This window comes from Legionella sp. PC1000, from assembly GCF_014109805.1.
In the GTDB taxonomy this organism is placed as follows: Bacteria; Pseudomonadota; Gammaproteobacteria; order Legionellales; family Legionellaceae; genus Legionella; species Legionella resiliens.
In genome coordinates this window covers 3,304,154-3,328,120 of record NZ_CP059400.1, presented here as the reverse complement: position 1 = coordinate 3,328,120, position 23,967 = coordinate 3,304,154, and the positions used below count along the sequence as shown (strand labels likewise).

Below are 23,967 nucleotides of genomic sequence, written 5' to 3'. Positions count from 1 at the left end.
CAGAGTAAGCCCAAGCGGTATTTTCACTTATAATTACAAAATTAATAACTTTTTCGAGGATATGCTAAATAATTGATAATCTTCCAATTACCTTGTTTGTCTTGTTCGAAGAGATCCAGCCCTTCATCTACTGTTTCTGAAATGACTTTTCCGTGTTCCAAAATTTGAAGATACCAAGTGACTCTTACACTTGCCCAATTGTGGGAATGATAGACTTGGTGAAGTTTGAAGCGGTATTTATAGTCGCGTTTTTCCTGGAAAATTTTCTTGAAACCAGTACAGATTGATTGATAATTTTTAGGAGGAGCGCCTTGATAATTTGCTTGCACGTGCACTGAAAATAAGTTACAAGAGCGTTTTAAGTCTTTACTGTTGAATGCTTTTGTCCAGGCAGAAAAAATATGTTGGAATAACTGGATAGCGTTACTCTTTTCTGTAGCATAGGTTGTTGATGTGACGAAAATAGAGATGAAAATAAGAAGGATTAATCTTCGCACCATTTTTTCTGCCTTAATCTAGGACTGTCAAATTATACATCTTGCCAGTCTTCAGGCTCTAAAGGAATAATGAGCCATAGCAGTAGGTATGCGATAAGTGCTGCGCCTCCAATGAGAAAGAAAATCACAAAAATAATTCTCATCCATACAGGGTCGACACCAAAATAAACTCCTAAACCACCGCATACCCCAGCAATTTTTCGATCTTTACGGGAGCGCCATAATTTTTTATAGGGTTGATTCAATTTTTTATAAGGTTGATTCATAATTTGCCTTCTAATAAACGTAAATTAACTTATCCGGTTACGAGAATGTTAACCATTTTCTCCCTTCCACAAGACGCGCAATCATCATACTGCTTACTGTGTTGCATGTTACATTAAGCATAGTCGCAAGAGGATCAATAATAATACTAATTGCAGCTATTGCTATTAAAACTGAAGGAGGAAATCCATATACATTAAGTATAAGTAATTCACCGAGCATTCCTCCACTAGGAATTGCTCCCATTACTGTACCCACTAGTAAAGAAACTCCAAGGGCGGTAAGCAGTACCCCCGGACTTGAAAAATTTAAGTGAAAGATCCCGAATAAAAAAGCAATCTTGAAAACTCCGCCTATTACAGAACCATCTTTATGAATGATGGTACCCAAAGGAATTACTGTTTCGTAAATTTCAGGAGCGATTCGCATTTTTTTTGCTGCTATTAAATTAGCAGGAAGACTGGCGGCACTGCTGCATGTGGCGATTGATGTCACAGCAGGTAGAAAAATGTTGCTCCAAAATAATTTGATACCTCGAGCTCTTCCAGCTAAATAGGCAAATAGTGTGAAAGCAACAATAAAATAAATGATTCCAAATGTATAATAAAGAACAGCAATACGGAAGTAATTCGTCATCAATTGCGGGCCCAAGTCATGAACCAAAACAGCAAAATAGGCAAAAAAACCCAATGGTGCATAATACATAATCAAAGTAAAAACACGCATAAAAATTTCTTCGCCTGCTTTTAAAAAATCAATAAATGTTTTTCCTTTGTCGTTAGTATTCGCTGCGGCTAAGCCCACTAAGATTGAAAAGATAATGAGTGCCAAAATATGCTGATGCGAAAGAAGTTTGCTAAACTCAGGAACAGTAAAAATACCAGCCATTTGATTGAAGAAATCTAAGGCAGTGTTTTTTTCTGGAACACTAAGTGGTAAGGCAACGCCTTGAGCAGGTGGAAATAAACTGACAATAAAAAGAGAACAAGTTGCGGCTACGATTCCAGTAAATAAAAATACAATTGTCATATAAAAAGCGATCTTACCCAGTTTGCCCATAGGACCAACCCGTGCTATTGCCGAAGAAACGCTAAAGAAAATCAAAGGAACAATTGCCGTAAAAATTAGGTTAAGAAAAATCTCTCCAAAAGGTTTTAAGTAGGGAGTAATCTGGCCAAAAAAGTAGCCTGTGAGACCTCCTAGTATAATGGCTGTAACTAAAATAAAGGGGAAAAAATAAGAGCCAAAAGTTTTTCGGGTACTCATCAACCAGTGTCCTTAAAAATTTTAGGAGCTGTTGCTATTGTATCTCTTTGTCTAGGTAGCATGCTATACATTGATGAGTCTTTTAGGAAAGGTAAATGATGCCAGGGAACGAATACTTTAATGTAAGTGGAGAAAATTGTATGCAAGTTTAATTTTCTAGCCCAATTTTATCATTAAATTCAGCGAGATACAGTCATTTTTTGGATATGGAGAGCAATAATTGAATCAACAGTTCTCGCTATGTATAATCAACTCCGCTTCTAATGCAATAATTGCGAGGACCGTTATGCCTAATCCCGTTGTTTACAATTACACCAACCTCACATCCTGGCAAGAAGAATTAACTCCACTTGAGCTGCAAATAACAGAAAGTTTGCAATTTATTAAAACGCAGAGGCAATCACTTAGACTCCTCCAAGAAGCATTGAGTCCTCTAAGCTTACGCATTTCCTTAATACAACACCAGATTGATATGAATATAGGCCTAGGGGGATATAATCGAACTCTGGATACATTCAAATTGCAATTGGAATTAGAAGATTTGCTAAGGCGAGCTGATGTACTCACAAGAACTATGCAACCTTCTCAACACGCACTTAATGAGGCCCAAGCCAATTTTAGGGAATTGTCCGCTCGGCAAGCATGGTTAAAAGAGCACATTCCTGCAGCTCAATCGTTTTTAAATACATTACAAGAAGATCCTTTAGGAGCGGTGCAGACTTTAACCAGGAAAATCTGGGACGCTTTCATTGATTACGAAGACACCCACTTGACCGGTCTTTCGCCACAGGTACGTATCTGCTTGCTTAGTGGTAGATATTTGCATCTACTGACTTCTTATCCCGGAGGATATTCTTCTGACTATGTGAATTCATTCCATCGTAGCAATTATCTTCGGTTGTGCGGTTTTTTATGGGATGTGTACTCCAAGGTAAAACACGAAAAAAGAGACGCCGAATTTGAGAAGATCTTAACAAGTCTCATTGAAAGTACCCATGTTGATCACCATGGTGATTTACCTTATCCAATATTAACCGGTTATAATGCAACTACCTGGTTTGAAAGCAATAAACAAAGTGCGCCAGGATGTTTTGCATTGAAAGAACAGGATTTACCCAATTTAGAAGAGCAAATCCTTAATAACGCACTTGCTTTTATTGCCCAGATAAATAGGCTAGTTCAACCTACTGCATTACAAAAACATATAATTAATGCGGCCAATTTAATTGACGCAGAAGTTAAATTGAAAAAACAAAAGTGTGAGGAAATTGATTACCATTTTTATGGACGAGCAGCTCTCATTTTGAATGATGCTCTTGCTAAACCTAGGGATAAGCAAGCAGCGAGGCGGTTAGGCGATATCGCAGAATATGCATCAGGAAGCACCTCGGTGGGTAAACAAGTTTTAGGGGGGCTTCTTATTGTGTGTGGCACATTGCTTATGAGTGCCAGCATTGCTGTTTTTATAACCACTTTCTGTTCAAGTTCCGTGCTAAGCGCTTGGGGTTTTGCACTGGGACTTAGTTTATTTGAAGCAGAACTTGTTTTCGGAATAACCTCTTCGCTAGCAGCTGCTACTGGAATCGGATTAACATTTTTTGCAGGCCCTACTGCGATTGAGTCAGGAGCACGTAAAGGTTTATCTCAGGAGCTTATGGATATTAAAGAAGGGATTGAAAATTATGGTGAACCACCAGCTTATAGTGCTCCTGTCTTAAATTATTAGTTCTTCCTCATTGCATCATTGAACCATACTCTATAATCTAGTAAAGATGACCGGAGTTTTTGTTTTTTGGCAGAAACTCCTTTTCTCTTTTCTTTCCTATGGGCAAATGAAGATGAGGCATAAATATTTCTTTAGACAGAAGGGTTCTCATGACTCGCATAAAGAAAAAAATCAAGAATGCTGTATTCAAATTCCCTCTGCTAAAGATATAGCGCAAATGCATAATATGCCGGCAGGTGCTGATGAAGATCAATTTAAACGGTTAAAACATATGGTACAGGTGATTGTCGACACTCAATCTAAAGATTCGTCATTACCTGTTGTCACTACAGATGTTGTGGAGTTACCCACGCATTGGAACCAATTATTTTCCGCAATGAAGAAAGGCAATGCGGAGGCGGTATTGGCACTTTTTGCTCAATTTCCTGAAAAGGATGAAATTCTTCGCGCGTTACTTGCGGTACATACACAAGAATATATTCAGGAAATCATTGTTTATTGCATTCAAGCCCAACAAAAAGGATGGAAACAATTATCTCCAGATATTCTTATTACTCCAGGAGCATTTGAGGTATTGATTAAAGATATCGCAATGACTCTATTTCACTCGGGAAAAATTCATTTTTCTTTTGGTTTGCCTACCCATCATGCTTACAGTAATGAAGGAAGTGGTTTTTGTATTTTAAATAAGTCAGCAGTACTAATTAAATACCTGCAGAGTTTATCGAGTAAGCCATTGAAACACATTATTGTTGGGACTGACGTAAATAGAGACAATGGTTTATGCGATATTTTAATGAACTCTGCTTCAGATATGGATATATGTCATATAGATATTTTTGATTCGAGAGTATATCCCCAGCAGGATGATGCTTTTATTTCTCAGACCTTCAAACAAAGTGGGAAAGATGCGGGACAAAAAATTCAGTCATGGCAGCGAGGAAGTTTAGACTATTTTGCAGTGGATTTAAGTCTCACAATCCGTAAACCAGGCATAGTACACCCTGCTTTGGTTTTTGCATTAGAGAAAATTGAGCAGCAAATAGAGCAGGCCAAAAAAAATCATCAGAAAGTAGCTCTATTGTTGCCTACCGGTTGGGATTCACATGAAGAAGAAACCGCTTATTGTGGAAAGTATGTTGAAGGTGAATTAATGGGGACTGCTGAGGCACGAAAAACTCGTTTTAACTCAAAGGACTTGATCTATTTTTATGAAGGTCTATTTAAACTGTATCAAGAAAATAAAAATCATATTGAAAGAATATATTGGGGATTAGAAGGTGGATATGATCGAAATATGTATGAGCAACAAGTTCAATTGTTGATGTCACTTGTTTTGAAAGATATAGTCCATCAGGAGACACATCAAATTGTGCCTGATAGTCCTAAAAAAGTGTAGGGAAGTGCACAACTTCCCAAGCAGTATTCAGAGTGTGCACCTTATTTAGGGTAAATAATAAAAGGGATTGGGTAATTTAAATACCTTTTGAGCGTATCCGCCCTTAAGATCACTGTACTGATCACCTATAGATGCTACGATGGTGTAACCTTTTTTGGTAATCATTTTTCGTGTACTTGACTTGAATGGAATAATCGATTTAGCAGAGTAATCATTGGGACGCAAATACAGGCCTGACCACTTAGAATAACCTGCTTCCTGTAAATTTTTCTCTGTTGCCTTGCGCTCAGTTTCATTTCTTCCCGTAATAAAAAATACGTTGATACCATGATTGCGGGCATCCTGATACAAGGCAAGCATAGGCTTAATTACCGGAGCATTAGCCGCCATTATGTCTTTGTGAAATTGCTTACGATTTCCACCAAAATCACGTTTAATCATATACTTATAATTCGATAAGCTGGTTTCATCAATATCTAAAATCAGAGCCAGTTTTTTAGGTGATTTTTCTTTTTGATTCATTTCGGCTTGTTGATCAATATATTTTTGTGCTTTTTTAATCACTTGTGCGAACTCTTTTAGATAAAGACCTGAATCATAATAATTTTTGAGTTCATTTTTAACAAGACTCAGATTGGGTGGATCTGCAAAAATTGGATTGGAAAAAAGAAACGCAGCACCAAGTATAATTAGGGTGAGTGATTTGTTGAGTAAACGTGTCATTATCTATCCATTTTTGCTAAATGGTAGAATTATATCTTTGTTCATTTGCTTGTCAAATCAATCCAATATTTGCGTCCCTATTTTGATGGGTTTGTGAACCACACGAGATGATTTACATTTAAATAAGCAGGTCAAGCCTAAGCCGTTTGAATTTATCTGTTGTCATCCCATTGGTAGAAATACCATTTAAGATAGTGATTATAGATTTTGCGTCAGCGCAAGTTCCATAGCGATAGGTCTTTCATATTTATATTTTTGAAATACCCTCTTAGTAATTGCTATGATTATCTTTCAAAATTTTATTCTCTATAAATAGAGAAAAGAAAAAGGTCTTAAATTTTATAAATGGAGATAGTAATGTATCTATTAAATAGAACCTCCTAAGTCTGATTAATTCTAAACCCGGATTAGCGTTGGAGAGCAATACTAGAAGAATAAACCAGTAAATGGAATCAATTATAAATTAGCCGTATTTTGATTTTGTGAGCAATGTGTTGTATTATTGAGCAAAATTAAATACAAAGACAACTTATGTATAGTAAATATCCAGCATTTTTCCCAAATAAAAATATAAAATCTTCCTTGGGCGTACAGTTTTTAAATGTTACAAAAACCTCCTCTGAAATCCAATCATTATATAGAGGCGATAATAATCTTTCAGATGTAATTTTTCTTTTGCCTACTTTACTTACAGGAATTTTTTGTCAAAGCTTTCCCGAAGTAGTAGATATTGAGCAAATAAAATTGCACAAATTAACAAACATATCTAATGATTTTCATATGGTAAGTATGTCAGAAGATCTTCAAATTGCATTAGATTGGGGGAATGGATGCTTTATTACAATCGACCCTATTTTATTTTCTAATTATATTGTAGATGTTCATGCAACTTTTCGTGAAAATCTACTAAATTTTCCTGCTCGAATGGAACGAGAAAAAGAGCATACAGCCTTAGTTATACCTTTTTGTAGTATAAAAAAAATAACGATTCGCAATAAAGAATTAGCGAACCCTTTTTATATCAGTATATCTCCCGACAACTCCGAAGCAACAACTGCATTTAATTCTCTCTATTGCCAGCTGATTTCGCTATTAAGAAAAAAATATACCCAAGAAGGAGATGATGAAGAAGAGAAAATAGTATTAAGCGCATATGCTACAGCTTATTTAGAGTTTTATGGTAAATTTAGTGGTAGTGGCAATCCTTTTAATAAAAGTTTTGCAGAACTATTAGATCTCTATCCGGAATTTATGGAAAATTTCTTTCAATCAAATCATATAATATCAAAAATAGGCTTGATGAAAGATTTTGTCCTAAGTTCATCAGGTAACTTATTTAAAACACATCCTTATACTAAAATCATCGATGCTTCCTATATCCATAGAATTAAAGAAAGCACTACTTGTCTTGAAGATGACTGGGCAAAACCAGCTTATGATTAGTAGCTAATAAAATACCAAATGAGTCAAATAAAATAGTTTCATAAAAATTGGTCATGCGATAGCACACTTTGCAGTTCCAACTATTCTAACAAATTTAAAAAAATCGTTACCTAGTAAAACGATATCTGGTCTCAACTGGAAAGAGGTTTTGTACTTATATGGATAGCCTGTTCATCCTCGGTTATAATGCCCCACTTATTTTTGTTTAAATTGCCATCCTTATGCATTTGAAGCAATTGAAATTAGCCGGTTTTAAATCGTTCGTAGACCCCACAGTGGTTCACTTCCCAAGCCAATTGGTTGCCGTTGTGGGCCCTAATGGTTGTGGAAAATCAAATATTATTGATGCGGTACGCTGGGTTATGGGGGAAAGTTCTGCACGAAATTTGCGTGGTGAATCCATGACCGATGTGATTTTTAATGGTTCTTCTAATCGTAAGTCTGTAGGTCAGGCTTCTGTTGAACTAGTATTTGATAATAGTCTTGGACGCTTGACGGGTCCTTTTTCAAGTTATGGCGAAATCGCTGTAAAGCGTGTAGTGACTCGAGATGGTGATTCTTCTTATTACCTGAATGGCAGTCGTTGTCGACGTAAAGATATTACTGATATTTTTCTTGGTACCGGTGCGGGAGCTCGTGGTTATTCAATTATTGGACAAGGCACGATTTCCCAGTTAATTGAAGCTAAGCCCGAGGACTTAAGAGTACATCTAGAGGAAGCTGCAGGTGTTTCCAAATATAAAGAACGGCGACGTGAGACCTTACAACGTATTGAGCACACACGCGAAAATCTGACTCGTGTTGCAGACATTCGAGATGAATTAGACAAACAATTGCAACGTCTGGAACGTCAAGCTAAAGCCGCCGAACGTTATCTCATTCTCAAAGACGAAGAACGATTATGTCGTGCAGAAATTTTAGCACTCAAATGGCGAGATTTTATTGTCCAACAAGAAGTAAAGCAGCGCCAAATACAAGAATTGGCAGTGAGTTATGAACAACAGCAAAGTGCATTAGCCAAAGCGAATAAAGAGCGAGCCACTTTAAATGAAACACTTTATGATGTGGATGAGCAAACGCAGCAAATTCAAGCGGGTTTCTATCAGTTAGGGACAGAAATTGCACGTTTGGAAGAAACCATTCAACAGCAAATTCGTGAAAAAAAGCGTTTAGAACACGATCAACAGCAAATGCAGAATGATTGGCAAGTTGCACAAGAACAACTCAAACACGATAAAGAAGAAGTACTTTATTGCCAGGAGAATGCACATAATCTAGAGAATCGACTGGAACAATTAAGGGATCAATTTAAAGAACATGAAGCGAGTTGGCAAAATGCGCAAGAACGACAGGGCGAATGGGAACTTCGTTGGCAAGAAGTCCAGGCTCATGCCAGCAATCTAAAAAGAGAATTCCAAGTTACACAGATTAAAGCCCAACATTTAGAAGAGAAACATCAACACACCCTTTTAAGATTAGAGAAACTTCAAGTAGAGCAAGAAACAATTTCTATAACGGATTTACAACAGATTAGAACAAACTTAGAAGATCAGCACACCAAATTGATTGCTGATCACGAGTTTGATGAATTTCAACTCAAACAAAGCCAAGAGAACACAGAACGGTTACGCGCAAGGTTGGAAGATATAGAGCAACAGCTGCATGAGTTACAAGATGATTTTCATCAAGTGAACAGTGAGCATGCTGCGTTGATGGCGGCACAGCGTGCGGCACGACAAGGTATGCAAAACAATAAAAATCTTATTAAGGAATGGTCAGCAAAACCTAGATTGATGGATATTCTAGACGTTGAAACGAAATGGCAATTTGCTTGCGAACGAGTTCTTAATGAAGCATTACACGCGTATGTTCTAGAAACGTTTGATGAGCTATTGCCGCAGAGAGTGATTTGCGAACAACAAGGAGAAAATATTGTTACTCTGAAAAATAAAACACCTAACCCCAGGCCTTACCCACGTCTTATAGATAAAATAAAAGGGGAAATCCCAGCAAATGCACATCCTTTGGAGCATATCTATACCGCGGAACATTTTGATGAAGCATTGAGTTGGTTATCTGAATTGACAGAATATGAATCTATTATAACGCCTGACGGTTTTTGGTTAGGGCAAGGATGGGTGAAATTTGTTACTCCTGAGACACAGGACGAGCTGGGTTTATTGGCGCGGCAACAAAAAATTACTGAGTTGTCTGTGGTTGTTCAGGAGTTACAACAGAAGATTGACGTCTTCAGAGTAGAACGTGACGAGACGCATCAGCAGCTCCAAAAAAGCTTAAAAGAAATTGAATTACAAAAGCTTAATGTCAATGCCAGTAATGAAGCCCTAAGAACGAACAGCCTCGCTTTGAATACTAATGAACAAGCAATTATTCATGCTGAAAAACAGGCGGCTGCTTTAGCATTTGAATGCGAAGAGTTGAAATGTGTTTTAGAAGAAATAGTAGTAGAACAATGCAATATCAAGGAAGAATTGCATTCTTTAGAGGAGCAATGCAGTGATTCCGAGCAGCGGCAAGAACAGTGTCTGAATGAAAAGCAAGAATGGATGCAAAGTTTGGCATTAAAAAGGGAACATGTGGAGGAGTCTCGAGCGGTATTGCATCATGCCGAGTTGGAATACGATAGAGAAAAAAATAAAATACAGCAACTCAATGAGCGCATTTCCCGAGAGCAAGAGCGTTTAAATATTCTGCAGGATCGTTTGGAAAACCTGGCAATGCTTTGTTTGCAAACCGAAGGCCCCGGCGAGGAACTCAAAGAACAACTTGCCCAGCAATTACTAAAACATAGTGAAGTAGAATCGCAATTAAATTTAAGCAGAGAGCAATTATCACAACTTAGAATGGAGGTTGAAGAGTGTGAGAAGAATATTTTAAACTATGATTTTGAGGTAAAACGGGCACAAGAACAAATAGGCCAAACTCGAATGGAAGAGCAGGCTTTAGTAGTGCGTGCAAGCTCCGTACATGAATCTCTTGATGAGTTAGGCTTGTTACCGCAAGCATTACTTGAACAAATACCTGAGGGTGTGACGCAAGTCATGCGTGAAGATGAATTAATTGATCTTTCTGAAAAAATCAAACGCTTAGGAGCGATTAACCTCGCTGCGATTGAGGAATTTACTGCAGAACAACAACGTAAAATGTATTTGGATGAGCAGTATAATGATTTAAACCAAGCTTTGGCAACTCTTGAAACTGCCATTGAAAAAATGGATAAAGAAACCCGTTCGCGGCTGGAAAATACTTTTGAAGAAGTCAATTCTTCATTCAAGGCACTTTTCCCACGCTTGTTCGGTGGCGGAAGAGCGCAGCTTGAATTGACTTGTGATAATCTGCTGGAAGCTGGTATTGTAGTAATGGCACAACCTCCGGGAAAACGAAACAGTACGATTCATTTGTTATCCGGAGGAGAGAAGGCAATGACTGCAGTGGCATTGGTTTTTGCTATTTTTCAGTTAAATCCTTCACCCTTTTGTATGCTGGATGAAGTAGATGCACCTTTAGATGACGTAAATGTGGGGCGTTTTTGCGCTTTAGTGAAAGAGATGTCACAATTCGTTCAGTTTCTTTTTATTACACATAATAAGGTTACGATGGAATTGGCGGATCATTTGATTGGGGTAACTATGCGTGAACCTGGAGTTTCTCGCTTGGTTGCGGTTGATGTAACACAAGCTTTGGCTATGGAGTAGATGATGCAGGCAAATTGGAGCTTAATTCTTAATGTCCTGTTGTTAATAGGTGTTATCGTAGCAATTGGGCGCTTAATGAAAGCTCGAAGACAGAGCTTAAGTCCAGAACGTTATCAACCTAGTTTGGAAAAAACCGAAAAGGGTTCTGAAAACACACAAAATTATAATGATGACATAATTGCTGTACGCAAAATCAATGCTGCAGCCATGGAGAATGAAATAGACGTGGATGAGGATTTGCAAGTATTTAAAAAACCAAATGCAAAACCTTCACAACCACGCTTGATGCCTCAGGATGATGATGAAGAAGTAACACTAATGAGAGAGCTTGAGCCCAGGCCAGAACCTAAGTTAGAAGTTGAAGCCACAGTAAAAACAGAAAATCCTTTTACTTTGATGATTTTTTTACTCGCAAAAGAAAACAGACAATTTGCAGGATATGAATTATTACAAACCGTTTTGGCAGCTGGCCTGCGTTTTGGACAAGGTCAATTATTTCATCGCCATCAATTTCCTAATGGCCAAGGACCGGTTTTATGTAGCTTGGCGGCAGCAACTGCGACAGGGGTTTTTGATTTGCAAAATATAGGTGCTTTTAGCGTACGTGGCCTTTGTTTATATATGCATTCTTCAAAAAATCCCGGTATTGATATTGAGCGATTTACAGTGATGTTAGAAACAGCAAGACAATTAAGCGAAGGTTTGGATGCTCACTTACTCGATGATCAGCGTCAGTTGCTGACGGAAGAGCGTATTGCTCGTTATCATCGTCTGTTGCAAATTAATCAGTCTCATTTTGAGTCTGCTGCTGTCTAAATCTACAGTGCAGCCTGGATGAATCGTAGCGGCACCCTGGCTTTGAGAGTTTATTTTCTGAAACCCGGGTTACGCTGCGTTTCACGCAAACTGCAATTTATTATTCTAGTTTTTCCCTAAGGAAAAATGGAACTCTCTTTTTCCTACTTGTTTAAAAGGGGATGAAGAGAAGAGGGATTGCTTTTACTGCGATTACCCACTTGAACTCTATGCTCAAGTGTTAGTACACTAGACTTTTGGCCATGTCTTAATACTATGAACCTAAATACTGTTGCTGCATTACTTGCCCAACCATGTCAGATCAATGCTGAACTTACTGGTATTTGTACTGATAGCCGAGAACTAAAACCAGGGAGTTTGTTTATTGCCATACAGGGTGAACGCTTTGATGGGCATGATTTTATTAAGGAAGCGGAAACACGGGGTGCGGTAGCTGCAGTAGTGAATCATGCTGTAGATGGGGTGCACATACCACAATTTGTTGTTCCAGATCCAATACAAGCATTGGCCAAAATAGCAGCTGCGCATCGACAAAATATACATTGCCCCGTCATCGCGTTAACCGGATCCAATGGAAAAACCACAACCAAAGAAATGATTGCTGCTATTTTACCAGCTCCTTCCCATGCGACCAAAGGAAATTTTAATAATCATATTGGTGCGCCATTAAGCATTTTACAATTGAATAGCACCCATCGTTATGCAGTTTTTGAGTTGGGAGCAAATCATCCTGGCGAAATCGCGCATACTGTTGCAGTTGTTCATCCTGATGTGACCTTAATTAATAACATTGCTCCAGCACATGTTGAAGGTTTTGGTTCTATAGATGGTGTTGCTCGTGCCAAAGGAGAAATACATCAAGGCTTATCCCTTGCTGGTATTGCAGTAGTCAATGATGATGATGCTTATGCTCATTTCTGGGATGAGTTGTTAATTGACAAAAAGGTCCTTCGCTTTTCTTTAGATCACGTTGCGGATATTTATGCCCAAGATGTGGTGCTGGATGCTAATGGCTGTGGCCAGTTTTCTTTAATCGTACCTAACGGGCAAGCGGACATCCATTTAAAAGTTCCTGGGTTACATAATGTTCGTAATGCCTTGGCCGCTGCAGCATGTTGTCATGCTGTAGGCATTTCCATAAAAGAAATTCAAAATGGGCTAAATTGCTTTGGCGGGGTAAAAGGACGTTTAACCATTCTTGAAGGAAAAAATAACTCTATTGTGATCGATGATACGTACAATGCAAATTTACGCTCGGTTTTAGCTGCGTTAGAAGTATTGGCAGAGCACCCTGGGAAAAAGATCTTTGTTTTTGGGGATATGGGCGAGTTGGGTATTTGGGCGAGTCAGCACCATCAGGAAGTTGGATTTGCAGCACGTCGCTTGGGAATCGATCAATTACTCAGCTGTGGTTCCAATAGCAAATTGGCTGCCGAGGCATTTGGTGCTGGTGGCGAGCATTTTACTAACCAAGAACAACTGGTGCAAAACCTGGTGGAAAAATTATCACCGAATACTGTTGTTTTAGTAAAAGGATCTCGATCCAGTGCAATGGAAAAAATTGTACATCAACTGATATAGACTGAATGGAGTCCAGTGTGTCTGACCTATACGGTAATCAATAATCGAATTAAGAGCCAAAAGAATTTTTTGTATGATGCTGAATGGTGTATTGATTTATGGTATGCTTGGCCGCTTTTTTGGCCCATTATCCTGTTGGGCATTATTTAAAACAACCCATAAGTTGGGGTAAACAAGAGGAACAATTATGCTCTACTGGCTAACGCAGCTATTTCAAGGGCAATATCATGCGTTAAGAGTTTTTCAATATCTAACTTTCAGATCCATTTTGGCTTCATTGACTGCACTTATAGTAGGGTTGCTATGTGGTCCGGTGATGATTCGCTGGTTGCGAGGTTTACAGATTGGTCAGATGGTACGAGATGATGGTCCCCAAACACATTTATCCAAAGCAGGAACCCCAACTATGGGAGGGGTTTTAATCTTGTTAGCAATCACAGTGAGTTGTTTGCTTTGGGGGGATTTACAACAATCCAGTTTATGGCTTGTTCTTTTGGTTACTCTTGCGAATGGGGTAGTGGGCTGGGTTGATGATTACCGTAAACTGGTATTAAAAAACAGTAAAGGATTGCCTGCCCGGTGGAAATATTTTTGGCAATCAGTCATTGCACTTATTGCTGTAATTTATTTATATATGCATGCTACGTTACCTGTCCATACCCAGTTGACTGTTCCTTTTTTTAAATCCCTGACTATAGGTTTAGGGATTTTATTTCCTATCTTAGGTTATTTTGTAATTGTCGGAAGTTCCAATGCAGTGAATTTGACAGATGGATTAGATGGCTTAGCAATTATGCCGATTGTCATGGTTGCTGGTGCCTTAGGAATTTTTGCTTATGCCTCAAGCAACTCGGTGTATGCACCTTATCTGGGTATACCCTATGTTCCTAATACAGGGGAGTTAACCATCTTTTGTTCTTCCATTGTCGGCGCAGGACTTGGCTTTCTTTGGTACAACAGCTATCCTGCACAATTGTTTATGGGTGATGTGGGATCTTTAGCTTTAGGGGCAGCTTTAGGTATAGTCGCTGTAGTTATCAGAGAGGAATTGGTTTTATTAATGATGGGTGGTTTATTCGTTATTGAGACAATTTCAGTTATCTTGCAGGTAGGTTATTTTAAATATACTCATGGTAAACGCTTATTCCGAATGGCGCCTTTACATCACCATTTCGAATTAAAGGGATGGTCAGAACCTAAAATAATTGTCAGATTCTGGATTATTACTGTTGTTTTTGTGTTATGCGGGTTAGCTACTTTAAAACTTCGATAAAAAGGTGCACTCATGAATCCTCCTTTGTATTTAGTTGCAGGTTTGGGTAAAACTGGGGTATCGGTAGCACGATATTTACATGGTAAAAATAAACCTTTTATTGCGTTTGACACCCGCGCACAAGCTCAGAGTGTAACCGAATTTACAAAAGAATTTCCGAATGTCCGTGTTTATACCCAGGACATTCCTGATGAAATAATAGGCCAATTGTCAGATATCATTGCAAGCCCAGGTTTACCTTTGGATACCCCTTTTTTAAAAAAGGCAATGCAAATGGGCATTGCTGTGTATGGGGATATAGAATGTTTGGCCCGAGAGATTCATGCACCAGTGATCGCAATTACAGGAACCAACGGAAAATCAACAGTTACTACCTTAGTGGGAGAAATGGCGAAGGCAGCAGGATATAAAGTTGCTGTGGCTGGAAATATTGGAACACCAGTTCTTGATATGCTTCATGATGCGCATCAGTATGATTTATGGGTTTTGGAGTTATCCAGCTTTCAATTGGATTTAACTTATTCTTTAACTCCGATTGCTGCGACCATTCTCAATGTGACTCCCGACCATTTGGACAGACATCATACTATGGAGGCTTATGCGCAAGCCAAACAACGAATATATGATAAAGCACAAATTGCATTATTTAATCGGGATGATTCTTGTACTGTTCCAACTGGGGCGGTTAATCGTATTTCTTTTGGTATTGACGCCCCGGAAAAAAACAATTGGGGGCTGATCACGCAACACGATAAAATATACTTGGCAAAGGGAAGTGCATACATTTTGCCCGTTGAGTCTGTATTGATAAAAGGTGTCCATAATTGGCTTAATGCTCTTGCTGCTTCCGCTTTAGCGGATGCCGCAGGTATTTCACAACAATATATTATAAGTGTATTGACTTCATTCACGGGTTTACCGCATCGTTGTCAATGGGTGCGAACTCTTGATGGCGTTGATTGGATTAATGATTCTAAAGGGACTAATATTGGTGCAACGATTTCTGCAATTAATGGAATAGGAGGTTCTATGCAAGGAAAGATTGTACTTATTGCAGGTGGGCAAGGAAAGGGGGCTGATTTTAGTGAGCTGGCGCAACCTATAGCTGATTATGTAAGATCCATTGTTTTAATTGGTGAAGATGCCGATAAGATTGAAGCTGCATTAGCTAATGTAGTGCCCATAGCGCGTGCTTCTTCATTGGATAATGCAGTAGTTATAGCCAAGTCACAGGCAAAACCAGGTGATGTTGTTTTATTATCCCCCGCTTGTGCCAGTTTGGATATGTTCCGGGATTTTAATCATCGCGGCGAATCGTTTGCTTCATTAGTGAATGGATTGTAATCAATGCGGCCAAGACATGTGAATCAAAGAGGCAAACCTGTCAGCAGACCTATTTCACTTTATGATAAATGGTTAATTAGTGTGGTCATCGGTTTGCTCATTATCGGACTAATGATGGTGGCTTCAAGTTCGGTCATGATCTCTACCAAATATTTTCATCAACCATTCCATTTTTTAATTCGTCAAGCATGTTATTTATTTGCTGGTTTAATGATTGCTCTTATTGTGATCAGGATGGATAGCAGTATTTGGCAGCGCATCAGCATGCCGATGTTGTTAATTTGTGTGTTGATGTTGCTTATTGTATTAATTCCAGGAATAGGTCGAGCAGTCAATGGAAGTCGACGATGGTTAGCTTTTGGGCCAATAGGTATCCAAGTATCCGAATTAGCCAAGCTCACGATGATTTTTTATCTTTCAGGTTATTTAGTACGTCAACAGGAAGCTGTCAGTAGTAGTATTTTGGGTTTTATTAAGCCAATGGTGATTTTAGGAGTTGTATCCTTTTTATTATTGCTCGAGCCAGATTTTGGGGCTACGGTGGTGATTTCAGGTACTGTTATGGCCATGCTGTTTTTAGCTGGTGTAAAATTACGCTATTATATAGGATTAATGATTGTGGTCATGGGAGCATTGGCATTTTTGGCGGTTTCATCCCCTTATCGGGTTGCCCGCTTGACTGCATTTTTAGATCCTTGGGCTGATCAGTATAATAGTGGATATCAGTTGACTCAATCCTTGATTGCATTTGGTCGGGGAGGGTGGTTTGGGTCAGGTTTGGGAGAAAGTATTCAGAAATTACTCTATTTACCAGAAGCCCATACTGACTTTTTATTTGCTGTATTGGCAGAGGAATTAGGACTGGTAGGTATTTTAATGGTCATGACCCTATACAGTATATTGGTGATTAGAGGTTTGATTATTGCGTATAATGCTTATATGCAAGAGAGGTTATTTGCCTCATATACTGCTTATGGTTTGACATTTTGGTTGGGGTTACAGGCTGCTATAAACATGGGAGTTAACTCGGGTCTATTACCGACAAAAGGGTTAACTTTACCTTTAATGAGTTATGGTGGCGCAAGTATGGTTATTAATTGTGTTGTAATTGCGTTATTATTGCGCATTGATCATGAAAATCGTTGGCAGGCTCTGGGCTTAGGGCCTCTGTCAGCTTAAGGGGGCATTTGTGGGTAATTCAGGACAATTTATATCTTCAAGGATGGGCTGCGTAGAACAAATACATTTTGTTGGAATTGGCGGTGTAGGTATGTGTGGTATTGCTGAAGTATTACACTACCAAGGATACCGTATTACAGGTTCTGATTTAGGCGAAGGCAGTACGGTACAAAGGTTAAAATCCTTAGGAATTCCTGTTTATATGGGGCATAAAGCGGAACATATAAAAGGGGCGGATGTTGTAGTTCGTTCTTCAGCAGTTGGTATGAATAATCCCGAAATTATGGCTGCTCGCGAACAAATGATTCCAGTAATTCCACGAGCAGCGATGCTTGCTGAACTCATGCGCTTTCGTCATGGCATTGCTGTGGCTGGAACCCATGGCAAAACGACAACAACAAGTCTGGTAAGTAGTCTTTTGGCTGAAGGCGGGTTAGATCCAAGTTTTGTGATCGGTGGAAAATTGAATAGCCTGGGTGTTAATGCTCAACTTGGTCAATCTCCGTATTTTGTTGTTGAGGCCGATGAAAGTGATGCGTCATTTCTTTTCTTAAAACCTATGATGGCTATAGTGACGAATATTGATGCAGATCATATGGATAACTATGAGAATGATTTTGATAAATTACGAACAACTTTTCTTGAATTTTTACACCATTTGCCTTTTTACGGGTTGGCAGTGGTATGTATTGATGACCCAGAGGTGCGCAAGATCCTTCCAGCTATTGAACGACCTACATTAACATACGGGTTTGCTGAGGAGGCTCATTACCGGGCAACTAATTGGATCCAAAATGAATTGATTAGTGAATTTACGGTAGTACGTCCTGTTCCATATTCTTCATTAAACATCCAATTTCAATATCCAGGTCGTCACAATGTGTTAAATGCCTTGGCTTCTATTGCGATAGCAACCCAATTAGGTGTGGATGATGCTTCGATTATACGTGCCTTGGTAAAATTTCAGGGAGTAGGTCGTCGTTTTCAAATGTTAGGCGAGAAAAAATTTGAGAATGGTACGGCTCTTATCGTTGATGATTATGGGCATCATCCTCAAGAAATTCTCTCAACCATCGATGCGTTTCGACATGTTTGGCCCAATAAACGACTTGTACACGTCTTCCAACCGCATCGGTATACAAGAACTCAATCCTTGCAAGATCAATTTGTTGATGTGTTAAGCCTTGCCGATGAATTATTCTTGTTTGATATTTACTCTGCAGGGGAACCTGAGATTCCAGGGATAACCAGTGAGAGTCTGGCACAAAAAATTAGAGGTAAAGATAAAAAAGTAACTCTTGTAAATGAACAATCGCTTAAAGCAAAGCTAAATCAGTTGATTAAAGATGGCGATGTGGTTTTGATGCAAGGTGCTGGGAGTATTGGTCAAATTGCTGTGAACTTGATGAAAGAAATGTGAGGGCGACATGAGTCCAACTGAGAATGATTGTGGCCTTGTAGCTGAATTCCAAGGCAATTTGCTTTATAATGAGCCTTTGGCGGAATATACAACCTGGCGTGTAGGGGGGCCTGCTGCCAAGCTATATAAGCCTAAAAATATCGCTGATCTCGCTTTATTTCTACGTAAGCTTCCTGAAACAGAACCTTTATTATGGTTGGGATTGGGATCCAATTCCTTGATTCGCGATGGTGGATTTTCAGGAACAGTGATTCTCACTCAAGGATGCCTGAAAGAAATGGCACTCTTAGACACCCAGACAGTTAAAGTCGAAGCAGGAGTATCTTGTGCGAGCATGGCCCGTTTTTGTGCGCGCAATGATTTGTCTGGTGGCGAGTTTTGGGCAGGAATCCCTGGTACCATGGGAGGGGCATTGCGAATGAATGCTGGTTGTCATGGTGGTGAAACCTGGCAGTTTGTAGTGGAGCTGCAGACCATGACTCGAAGCGGTGAAATAAGAATTCGTAAGCCTGATGAATACGAAGTAGCGTATCGACATGTTTCGGGACCTCCTGATGAGTGGTTTATTTCAGCCACATTTAAATTAAATTCTGGTGATAAAGAAACTTCATTGCAGGTTATAAAAGATTTGTTGGCTCATCGGGCAAATACACAACCAACTAATGAATACAATTGTGGGTCTGTGTTTCGAAATCCTCCAGGGAATTTTGCAGCTCGGCTTATTGAATCTTGTGGATTAAAAGGTTTCAATATCGGAGGTGCAGTGGTTTCTCAAAAGCATGCTAATTTTATTATCAATCATCAAGGCTCAGCAACTGCTGCAGATATTGAAGCATTGATACATTTAGTACAAACTAAAGTTCGTGAGCAGACAACAATTGAGTTGATGCGCGAAGTTCACATAATCGGAGACCGTTAATGTCCAAGCTTCTCAATCTAGTTCTGCTTTATGGTGGAAAATCAGGGGAACATGAAATCTCATTAATTTCAGCTGCTTCTGTTCTTGCACATTTGGATGCGAAACAATATAACATTATCCCTGTAGCAATGGATAAGGATGGATTATTTCATCTTCATCAATATCATGATTTACTCGCTTATAAAGAAAAACTTCCAGTAGTAACAGAACGCTCCAAACCTATGCCAAGCTTATTTATTAATGGACGTTTATCTGTTGATGCTGATGTGGTTTTTCCCATAGTCCATGGCCCCTTATACGAAGATGGATGTTTGCAAGGAATGCTTGAATTATCCGGTGTTGCTTATGTTGGTTGTGATGTACTTTCGTCATCCATTGGAATGGATAAAGATATGGCAAGACGCATCGTCTGCGTCAATGGTTTGAAATCAGCGAACTATAAGCTTTTTTCATGGCATACCCCAGCAACTGAAAGACAACGTTTTTGTCAGGAAGTTGCAGAAGAATTTGGCTGGCCTTTATTTGTTAAACCTTGTGCAATGGGCTCCAGTGTAGGCATTCATAAAGCAAAAAATATGGCTGAATTGCTCGTAGCAGTTGATGATGCATTACGTTATGACGAAGAGATTTTGATTGAATCATTTATTCCTGGACGGGAAATTGAATTGTCAGTATTAGAAAGTGCGGTACCTGCGGGAGAGCCAAGAGTCAGTATTGCGGGTGAAATACGTGTTAATCATCCGGATGGCTTTTATTCTTATTCGGCGAAATACTTAGAGAGCGGACAAACAGATCTAATTATACCCGCTCCTTTAACTCAGACTTTGTATGCGCAATTAAAAAAGGCAGCCGCAGATATTTTTATCCGATTAAAATGTAAGGGTATGGCACGTATTGACTTTTTTGTTAATGACAAAACCGAAACGATTTATTTCAATGAGGTAAATACTTTACCTGGTTTTACTTCGATTAGCATGTATCCAAAACTATGGCAGGCAAGTGGTTTATCTTATCCTGAGTTACTGGACGAGTTGATCCGTATTGCAACGGTACATCAGAATTGCCGGCGACATTTAGTAACCAATTATCTGTGAACACCATGAATAGAAATAGGGATGTTTATTCCGGGAATTTGCGATACATCTGTTGGTTATTGGTACTCAGTTTAAGCGCAATATTTTTAACTTGTCGATTAGGCTATTATTATGTGTCTGATGTGGAACGGTTTCCAGTCACTACAATCAAAATTGCTGCAAATTATGAGCATGTTACACATAAAGAATTGGAAGGTGTATTATCAAAACACTTGAGCAATAGCTTTTTTACTTTATCGGTAAGAGCATTAGAGAGTGAATTAAATGAGCTGAACTGGGTCGACACTGCTTCCGTGGAGCGTGTTTGGCCAGATACATTAAAAATTAGGCTCGTTGAGAAAAAACCAGTTGCGGTTTGGGACAATGCTTTGATGACTGAGGACGGCAGATTATTTAATGAAGGTGCTGTACCAGAGGGTCTAAACTTACCACAATTAAAAGGACCTCTATCTCAACAAGCAGAAGTCTTACAAGTTTACGAAAAATTGAGTAAGATATTATCAATATATGGTTTAAACGCTGCTGGACTGCATCTAAGAGAAAACCAATCTTGGGTATTGCTTTTAGGCAATGGTATAAAAATATATTTAGGAAAGAAAGAGTTAGAAGACCGATTGCTGCGTTTTTGTAAAGCATATCCAGCGGTATTTGCAGAAAAAATTGAGCAATTGTCTAGCGTGGACCTGCGTTATCCACGTGGTATGGCGGTGCAGTGGAAACAACAAACGGAACGATAATGGCAAAAAAAATAGAAAAAGATATTATCACTGGATTGGATATAGGAACTTCAAAAGTAATTGCCTTAATTGGAGAAGTTACCTCGGACGGTGCAATAGAAATTATCGGAATAGGTCGTCATCCTTCTCGTGGTTTAAAACGTGGCGTTGTAGTTGATATAGAGGCTACTGTGAATTCCATTCAACGTGCTGTTCAGGAGGCTGAACTTATGGCAGGTTGTGAGGTAAGAACTGTGTATGCAGGTATTGCTGGTAGTCATATTCGTAGTTTAAATTCACATGGTATCGTTGCCATCCGCGATAAAGAAGTATCGCAGGCTGATGTAGAACGCGTCATTGATGCTGCAAAAGCAGTAGCAATTCCTGCAGATCAAAAAATTCTGCATGTTTTACCTCAGGAATTTATCATCGATCAACAAGGCAGTATCCGTGAACCTATAGGAATGGCAGGAGTGCGGCTTGAGTCGCGTGTACACATTGTCACTGGATCAGTAAGCGCTGCACAAAATATAGTTAAATGTGTGCGTCGTTGCGGTCTAGAGGTAAATGACATCATTCTTGAACAACTAGCTTCAAGCCATGCTGTTTTGACCGATGATGAAAAAGATCTGGGTGTTTGCCTGATTGATATTGGGGGTGGCACCACAGATATTGCGATATTTTGTGAAGGTGCAATTCAGCATACAGCCGTAATTCCTATTGCAGGAGATCAAGTGACCAATGATATCGCTATGGCTTTACGCACACCTACAAAAGCGGCAGAATCCATTAAACTGAATCACGCGGTTGCATTAACCGAATTAGCCAATTCAGATCAGATGTTGGAAGTGACCAGCGTCAATGATAGGCCAGGAAGAAAAATATCAGCTAAAGCTTTATCTGATGTTGTTGCAGCGCGATATGAAGAGCTATTTACTTTAGTACGAAATGAATTAAGACGTAGTGGTTTTGAAGATAGGATGGCTGCAGGCATTGTTCTAACGGGCGGTGCTGCCAATGTGAGAGGAGGCATTGAACTTGCAGAACTCTGTTTTGAAATGCCGGTAAGAAAAGGTTGTGCTCATCATGTTTCTGGGTTGGCTGAAGCAACTGAAAATCCTTCTTTTGCTACAGGCGTAGGATTGTTGTTGCAAGGTTATCAGCAGCAGTATGAATCAAACTACACTGTACCCAAAATGAATGATAATACCCAGAGTTTGTGGGCACGTATGAAAGAATGGTTCCAAGGTAATTTTTAGGTTTCAAAAAACATTTAAAAAATGAAAACTGGTAATCGATTCGACCAAAAGTTTACTGCCGGTTTTTTGTTAAAAGATTAAACATATGAGGGGAGCAGGGTTATGTTTGAATTAATGGAAGGCCAACACCATAGTAATAATAACGCAGTCATTAAGGTAGTTGGTGTTGGCGGTGGAGGTGGTAATGCCGTCGAGCATATGGTTGCAGAAAATATTGATGGAGTTGAATTTATCTGCGCTAATACTGATGCGCAGGCATTAAGGGGCTCAAATGCGAAAATACACATTCAACTGGGTGATGAGCTCACTAAAGGCTTAGGTGCTGGTGCAAATCCACAAATAGGTCGTGAAGCAGCAGAAGAAGACAGGGACCATATTCGTGAAATCTTAAGTGGTGCAGATATGGTGTTCATTACTGCAGGAATGGGGGGAGGCACTGGAACTGGTGCTGCGCCTGTCTTTGCGGAAATCGCCAAAGAATTAGGCATACTAACCGTAGCTGTTGTCACCAAGCCATTCTCATTTGAGGGCAAGCAGCGAGCCTTAGCAGCTGACGAAGGAATTCGTCGTTTAGCAGAACATGTTGATTCATTGATCACAATTCCTAACAATAAATTACTCAGCGTTTTAGGAAAAAACATTAGTCTTCTTAATGCATTCAAGGCAGCGAACAATGTGTTACTTGGTGCAGTTAAAGGCATCTCAGATTTAATTACTCGCCCAGGTTTGATCAACGTAGATTTTGCAGATGTACGTACCGTAATGTCAGAAATGGGAATGGCTATGATGGGTACAGGCAGCGCTGTAGGCGAACAAAGAGCACGTCAAGCTGCTGAAGCTGCTATTGCGTCTCCTTTATTGGAGGATGTGAATTTTTCAGGTGCCCGTGGAATCCTGGTCAATATTACCGCTGGCCTTGATATGTCAATTGGTGAGTTTGAGGAAGTAGGCGATGTAGTCAAAGAATTTATTTCTGATGATGCAACTGTAGTAGTAGGAACAGTCATTGATCCAGAAATGACAGATGAAATGCGTGTAACCGTTATTGTGACAGGTCTGGGTGATGGACGACAACGTCATCAGCAGGCACAACCACAACACGCACATCGTGCACGTTTGATTGAAACAACGCGTAGTGATGGTTCTTTGGATTATCAGCAGTTAGATAGACCAGCCCTTGTTCGCAAACAAGCCCAAGCAAATATGTCCTCTTCTATAAAGCAAAATAGTGAGAGTATTCCTGATGTGGATTATCTTGATATTCCTGCGTTTTTACGACGACAAGAAGAGGTATAAATATTCTGATCCTTCCTCTTCATAGTGCAGAGGAAG

At 39.3% G+C, this 23,967-nt stretch carries 19 protein-coding genes; 15 read left to right on the top strand and 4 right to left on the bottom strand.

The window, feature by feature from the left end:
- Positions 1-41 precede the first annotated feature (41 nt).
- From FOLKNPGA_RS14570 to FOLKNPGA_RS14560, 3 genes are read right to left on the bottom strand one after another with little or no spacing between them, the layout of a single operon-like run.
- The gene (locus FOLKNPGA_RS14570) at positions 42-500 is read right to left on the bottom strand and encodes a hypothetical protein (protein WP_182350582.1); all 459 of its coding nucleotides are present in this window, start codon (positions 498-500) and stop codon (positions 42-44) included.
- A gap of 29 nt (positions 501-529) precedes the next feature.
- The gene (locus FOLKNPGA_RS14565) at positions 530-763 is read right to left on the bottom strand and encodes a PspC domain-containing protein (protein ID WP_182350581.1); all 234 of its coding nucleotides are present in this window, start codon (positions 761-763) and stop codon (positions 530-532) included.
- 37 nt (positions 764-800) lie between these two features.
- A complete protein-coding gene (locus FOLKNPGA_RS14560) occupies positions 801-2,030 on the bottom strand; it encodes a dicarboxylate/amino acid:cation symporter (RefSeq protein ID WP_370529169.1) in 1,230 nt (409 codons plus the stop codon).
- Positions 2,031-2,313: 283 nt separating this feature from the next.
- Here FOLKNPGA_RS14560 and FOLKNPGA_RS14555 point away from each other — a divergent pair, with 283 nt between their 5' ends.
- The gene (locus tag FOLKNPGA_RS14555; protein WP_182350579.1) at positions 2,314-3,753 is read left to right on the top strand and encodes a hypothetical protein; all 1,440 of its coding nucleotides are present in this window, start codon (positions 2,314-2,316) and stop codon (positions 3,751-3,753) included.
- 112 nt (positions 3,754-3,865) lie between these two features.
- Positions 3,866-5,152: an acetylpolyamine aminohydrolase gene (locus FOLKNPGA_RS14550; RefSeq protein WP_182350578.1), complete on the top strand. Its 1,287-nt coding sequence runs from the start codon at positions 3,866-3,868 to the stop codon at positions 5,150-5,152.
- 45 nt (positions 5,153-5,197) lie between these two features.
- Here the strand turns inward: FOLKNPGA_RS14550 and FOLKNPGA_RS14545 are convergent, their stop codons facing one another.
- Positions 5,198-5,875 (bottom strand): HAD family acid phosphatase, encoded by a 678-nt coding sequence (locus FOLKNPGA_RS14545; RefSeq protein WP_182350577.1) that lies wholly within the window; start codon positions 5,873-5,875, stop codon positions 5,198-5,200.
- Between the two features lie 531 nt (positions 5,876-6,406).
- Between FOLKNPGA_RS14545 and FOLKNPGA_RS14540 the strand changes: the two genes are divergently transcribed.
- The 13 genes from FOLKNPGA_RS14540 (at position 6,407) to ftsZ (ending at position 23,931) form a co-directional block, all read left to right on the top strand.
- Positions 6,407-7,318, top strand: coding sequence for a hypothetical protein (locus tag FOLKNPGA_RS14540; protein ID WP_182350576.1), 912 nt, complete (start codon positions 6,407-6,409; stop codon positions 7,316-7,318).
- 221 nt (positions 7,319-7,539) lie between these two features.
- Positions 7,540-11,034, top strand: coding sequence for a chromosome segregation protein SMC (gene smc / locus FOLKNPGA_RS14535; protein WP_182350575.1), 3,495 nt, complete (start codon positions 7,540-7,542; stop codon positions 11,032-11,034).
- A 3-nt stretch (positions 11,035-11,037) separates the two neighbouring features.
- Entirely contained in the window at positions 11,038-11,850 is an 813-nt protein-coding gene (locus FOLKNPGA_RS14530; protein ID WP_182352877.1) for a cell division protein ZipA C-terminal FtsZ-binding domain-containing protein, read from the top strand.
- A 255-nt stretch (positions 11,851-12,105) separates the two neighbouring features.
- On the top strand, positions 12,106-13,431 hold the full coding sequence (murF, locus tag FOLKNPGA_RS14525) for a UDP-N-acetylmuramoyl-tripeptide--D-alanyl-D-alanine ligase (protein ID WP_182350574.1): 1,326 nt from the start codon (positions 12,106-12,108) through the stop codon (positions 13,429-13,431).
- A 187-nt stretch (positions 13,432-13,618) separates the two neighbouring features.
- On the top strand, positions 13,619-14,704 hold the full coding sequence (gene mraY / locus FOLKNPGA_RS14520) for a phospho-N-acetylmuramoyl-pentapeptide-transferase (RefSeq protein WP_182350573.1): 1,086 nt from the start codon (positions 13,619-13,621) through the stop codon (positions 14,702-14,704).
- A gap of 12 nt (positions 14,705-14,716) precedes the next feature.
- Positions 14,717-16,048 carry a UDP-N-acetylmuramoyl-L-alanine--D-glutamate ligase gene (murD, locus tag FOLKNPGA_RS14515; protein ID WP_182350572.1) on the top strand — a complete coding sequence of 444 codons (1,332 nt, stop codon included), beginning with the start codon at positions 14,717-14,719 and terminating at the stop codon, positions 16,046-16,048.
- 3 nt (positions 16,049-16,051) lie between these two features.
- Positions 16,052-17,227: a putative lipid II flippase FtsW gene (gene ftsW, locus FOLKNPGA_RS14510; RefSeq protein ID WP_182350571.1), complete on the top strand. Its 1,176-nt coding sequence runs from the start codon at positions 16,052-16,054 to the stop codon at positions 17,225-17,227.
- Between the two features lie 10 nt (positions 17,228-17,237).
- Positions 17,238-18,647, top strand: a complete 1,410-nt coding sequence (gene murC / locus FOLKNPGA_RS14505; RefSeq protein WP_182350570.1) for a UDP-N-acetylmuramate--L-alanine ligase — start codon at positions 17,238-17,240, stop codon at positions 18,645-18,647.
- A 7-nt stretch (positions 18,648-18,654) separates the two neighbouring features.
- Positions 18,655-19,566, top strand: coding sequence for a UDP-N-acetylmuramate dehydrogenase (murB, locus tag FOLKNPGA_RS14500; protein WP_182350569.1), 912 nt, complete (start codon positions 18,655-18,657; stop codon positions 19,564-19,566).
- Positions 19,566-20,660: a D-alanine--D-alanine ligase family protein gene (locus FOLKNPGA_RS14495; protein ID WP_182350568.1), complete on the top strand. Its 1,095-nt coding sequence runs from the start codon at positions 19,566-19,568 to the stop codon at positions 20,658-20,660. Before murB ends, FOLKNPGA_RS14495 begins: the two co-directional genes overlap by 1 nt.
- Positions 20,661-20,665: 5 nt before the next feature.
- Positions 20,666-21,397: a cell division protein FtsQ/DivIB gene (locus tag FOLKNPGA_RS14490; RefSeq protein ID WP_182350567.1), complete on the top strand. Its 732-nt coding sequence runs from the start codon at positions 20,666-20,668 to the stop codon at positions 21,395-21,397.
- Complete coding sequence (ftsA, locus tag FOLKNPGA_RS14485; RefSeq protein ID WP_182350566.1) at positions 21,397-22,635, top strand: cell division protein FtsA; 1,239 nt, start codon at positions 21,397-21,399, stop codon at positions 22,633-22,635. Before FOLKNPGA_RS14490 ends, ftsA begins: the two co-directional genes overlap by 1 nt.
- Positions 22,636-22,737: 102 nt before the next feature.
- Positions 22,738-23,931 carry a cell division protein FtsZ gene (ftsZ, locus tag FOLKNPGA_RS14480; protein ID WP_182350565.1) on the top strand — a complete coding sequence of 398 codons (1,194 nt, stop codon included), beginning with the start codon at positions 22,738-22,740 and terminating at the stop codon, positions 23,929-23,931.
- Positions 23,932-23,967 lie beyond the last annotated feature (36 nt).